The sequence below is a fragment of the Mesorhizobium sp. M7A.F.Ca.CA.002.15.2.1 genome, assembly GCF_003998715.1.
Lineage (GTDB): Bacteria > Pseudomonadota > Alphaproteobacteria > Rhizobiales > Rhizobiaceae > Mesorhizobium > Mesorhizobium ciceri.
On record NZ_RZPI01000572.1, the window covers coordinates 1 to 3,730 of the forward strand.

Annotated in this window: 3 protein-coding genes; all 3 read left to right on the forward strand. The window is 64.4% G+C overall.

The genetic code is table 11. The annotated features are described in order from the left end of the window. On the forward strand, positions 1–1,491 hold a 1,491-nt coding region (locus ENZ74_RS25295), incomplete at its 5' end, for an alpha-E domain-containing protein (protein ID WP_206522326.1). A 3-nt stretch (positions 1,492–1,494) separates the two neighbouring features. Next, the gene (locus ENZ74_RS25300; protein ID WP_013529827.1) at positions 1,495–2,379 is read left to right on the forward strand and encodes a transglutaminase family protein; all 885 of its coding nucleotides are present in this window, start codon (positions 1,495–1,497) and stop codon (positions 2,377–2,379) included. 84 nt (positions 2,380–2,463) lie between these two features. Further along, entirely contained in the window at positions 2,464–3,570 is a 1,107-nt protein-coding gene (locus tag ENZ74_RS25305) for a DNA topoisomerase IB (RefSeq protein ID WP_127313063.1), read from the forward strand. The last annotated feature ends 160 nt before the right edge of the window (positions 3,571–3,730 follow it).

A 3,730-nucleotide genomic window follows, 5' to 3' on the forward strand; every position in this document is an offset into this window, starting at 1 on the left:
GATTCGCAGATCGGCACGCCGGGCCTGGTCGAGGCGATCCGCCAGGGCGCGGTTGCTACCGTCAATGCGCTTGGCTCCGGCCTGATGGAGACGCGTGCGCTGCTCGCCTTCCTGCCCAAGATTTCACGGGCCTTGCGGGGCGAGGAATTGCTGCTGCCAAGCGTCGCGACATGGTGGTGCGGGCAAGCAACCGAACGCGCGCATGTGCTGGCCAACATCGATCGCATGGTGATCGGCCCGGCGCTATCGACGAGACTTGCCTTCGAGGATGACGATTCAACGAAGCTCGGTTCGGCGCTGTCGGCCGGAGAGCGGGCGGAGCTGGTGGCGCGCATCGAACGCGATGGCGGCGATTTTGTCGGCCAGGAAGCGGTGACGCTTTCGACGACGCCCGTCTATGTCGGCGGGTGGCTGGAGCCGCGGCCAGCGAGCCTGCGCGTCTACCTGGCGCGAACGCCGGAGGGCTGGACGGTGATGCCGGGCGGTTTTGCCCGCATCGGCCTGTCGCTCGACCCGACGGCGATCGCCATGCAGCGTGGCGGCCAGGCGGCGGATGTCTGGGTTGTCAGCGACAAACCGGTGGAGCGCGAGACGCTGCTGCCGCAGGAAGGCGACAGTTTCAGCCGCACCAGGCCCGGCAGCCTGCCCAGTCGCGCGGCGGAGAACCTGACCTGGCTCGGCCGCTACATCGAGCGCTCGGAAGACACGGTGCGCATCCTGCGCGCCTACCATGTGCGGCTCGCCGAAACGTCCGACCCGGACATGCCGCTGCTCGCCGACATCAGGGATTATCTCGAACCTTTCGGCATCGACGTCGAGACGGCGATCCCGTCAGGGCTGATCGGCACGCTGGATAGCGCGGTCTACAGCGCCGGGCAGATTCGCGACCGCTTCTCGCCCGACGGCTGGCTGGCGCTGAAGGACCTGTCGAAAACCATCCATCAGTTCGCAACGACGGTCGCGCCCGGCGACGACGCGACCCGGGCGATGACAGTCATCCTGCGTAAGCTCGCCGGCTTTTCCGGCCTGCTGCACGAGAACATGTACCGCTTCGCCGGTTGGCGCTTCCTCGAGATCGGCCGCCGGCTGGAGCGCGGCATCCAGATCTCCCGCACGCTGTCGCGGCTGACCAGCGCCAAGGCGCCGGACGGCGCGCTCGACATGATGCTGGAGATCGGCGACAGCGTGATGACCCATCGCCGCCAATATCCGGTGCAGGCCGGCCGGCGCACGGTGATCGACCTGCTGGCGCTCGATCCGCTTAACCCGCGCTCCATCCTGTTCCAGCTCGAAAGGCTGAAGGCCGAAATCGGCCTGTTGCCGTCGCTCGGCGGGGAGGGGCAAATGTCGCCGGCGGCGAAGGAAATCCTGCAGCTCAACACCCAGATCGCCATCAAGGAGCCTTCGGATATGACGGCAAAGGCGCTGGACGAGCTCGCCCACGAAATCGGCGGCCTCTACAACAGCCTCGCCAAAGCCTATTTCGGATAAATCATGCTCTACGATATCAGGCTTCATCTCCACTATGATTACGCTTCCGCTGCCGGCGGCGGTCGTCATCAGGTGCGCGTGCTGCCGTCGACGATATCAGGCGTGCAGCGCGTCATCGCCGCATCACTGTCCTTTGCGCCGGCGCCCAACGAGCGTTCCGACTTTTCCGATTTCTTCGGCAACAACGTCACCTCGATCGCCTTTCGCGACGCGCATGATGCGCTCGACATCAGGATGAGCGCCCGCGTGTCGGTGTCTCGGCCCGAGCCCGGGCTCGACGTGTCGCCCGATATCGCCCGGCTCAGGCAGGAGCTCGCCGCGGTGCGGTCTCTGGCACCTGATGCACCGCACCATTTCCTGACGGCCAGCACCCATGCCGGCATCGACGATGCGATCACTGCCTACGCACGCAGCAGCATCGCCGGTTCCGCCGCCAGCACGGCCATGAACCTGTGCCATCGCATTCATCGTGATTTCACCTATGACGGCGAGGCGACGACGGTGCGGACCCGGGCCAGCGATGCCTTCAGGCTGAAGCGCGGTGTCTGCCAGGACTTTTCGCATATCATGATCGCCGGCCTGCGCGGGCTCGGCATTCCCGCTGGCTATGTCAGCGGCTTCCTGCGCACCATCCCGCCGAAGGGCAAGCCCCGGCTGGAAGGCGCCGATGCCATGCATGCCTGGGTCAAGGTCTGGTGCGGGCGCGACGCAGGCTGGCAGGAATTCGATCCGACCAACGGCATGCGGGCCAGCAACGACCATATCACCGTCGGCTACGGCCGCGACTATTCGGACGTGGCGCCGATCGTCGGCGTGCTCAAGACCACGGGGGGACAGGTCGGCGAGCAGGCTGTCGACGTCATTCCGGTTGTGCTCGAGAAAGCCTGAAGGCAGGCTCGACACCGTTTTCGGACGGCGCGTGGAACCAGCGGTCGGCCAGTGGCTTATCTACGGAATTCGCGTGGAGCCGACATGTTGCAGAAATCCGGAATGTCGCCCGGCCGACCGGCTGGCGAGGACGCTGTATCGCCAGATGGCGTGTTCAAAAACGGGGCACAAAGCTCGGCCGATCATGCGTCGCTTAGTTATGTCAGCGATGCCGAGCCTGGTATCCGGCGGCTGAAGACAGGCAAGGGGTTTTCCTACAAGGGACCGGACGGACGGACGGTTTCGGACGCCACCAAAGCCCGCATCGAGGCGATCGTCATTCCGCCGGCCTGGACGGATGTGTGGATTTCGCCCGACGCGGACGGCCATATCCAGGCAACCGGCAGGGACCAGCGGGGACGCAAGCAATATCGTTATCATCCGCAATGGGCCGAAGAGCGCGATGGTGCCAAATATTCGAGCCTTGTCGCTTTCGCCGAGAGCCTGCCGGACCTGCGGCACAGGGTCGATAGCGATCTGCGCCGTCGTGGCTTGCCGTTCGAGCGTGTCGTCGCCGCGGTCGTCTGGCTGCTCGACAACACGATGATCCGCGTCGGCAATGCCGCCTACGCCCGCGACAACAAGAGTTTCGGGCTGACCACGTTGCGCGACCGGCATGTCGATATTGTCGGTTCAAGCCTGCGCTTTGCCTTCAGGGGCAAGTCGGGCAAGGAGTGGAAGCTGAAGCTGGCCGACCGCCGTATCGCCAGGATTGTGCGTGGCGCGCAGGACCTGCCAGGCCAGAAGCTGTTCCAGTATCTCGATGAGGACGGCGACAGGCGGCCGGTCCGCTCCGAGGACGTCAACCGCTATATCCGTGAGGCGGTCGGTGACGCCTTCAGTTCGAAGCATTTCCGCACCTGGGGCGGCACCATTCACGCCGCGTCGCTGTTTGCGCAAACGGAACTGCCGCAAAGCCAGGCGCAGCGAAACAGGGCGATGAACAGCGTCATCGACAAGGTTGCCGAACGGCTGGGCAATACGCGTGCCGTCTGCCGCAAATGCTATATCCATCCGCGGGTCTTCGAAGCGTGGTCCGAGGGACGGTTGCTGGATGAAATGGCGCAGGCCAACAAGCGCAAACGGGCGATTGCCGGTCTCGATGACGAGGAAGCTCTCGTGCTGCGATGGCTGAAACTGGGAGAAAGCTGACCGACGCGGCCGACGGTGGCCAAATCCGTCACATCTGGATTTTTTTATCGACGTCATGTCGGGATCGGTCTTACTGTTTCGTCCTTTGACAGAGAAAAGGACCAGCCATGCTCTACGCAATCCTCTGCTATGCCTCCGAAGATGTCGTCTGCTCCTGGAG

Excerpts from the sequence above, each read along its gene's own strand:
- ENZ74_RS25300 (WP_013529827.1), top strand. The coding sequence starts at position 1,495 with ATGCTCTACGATATCAGGCTTCATCTCCACTATGATTACGCTTCCGCT.
- ENZ74_RS25305 (WP_127313063.1), top strand. The coding sequence starts at position 2,464 with ATGTTGCAGAAATCCGGAATGTCGCCCGGCCGACCGGCTGGCGAGGAC.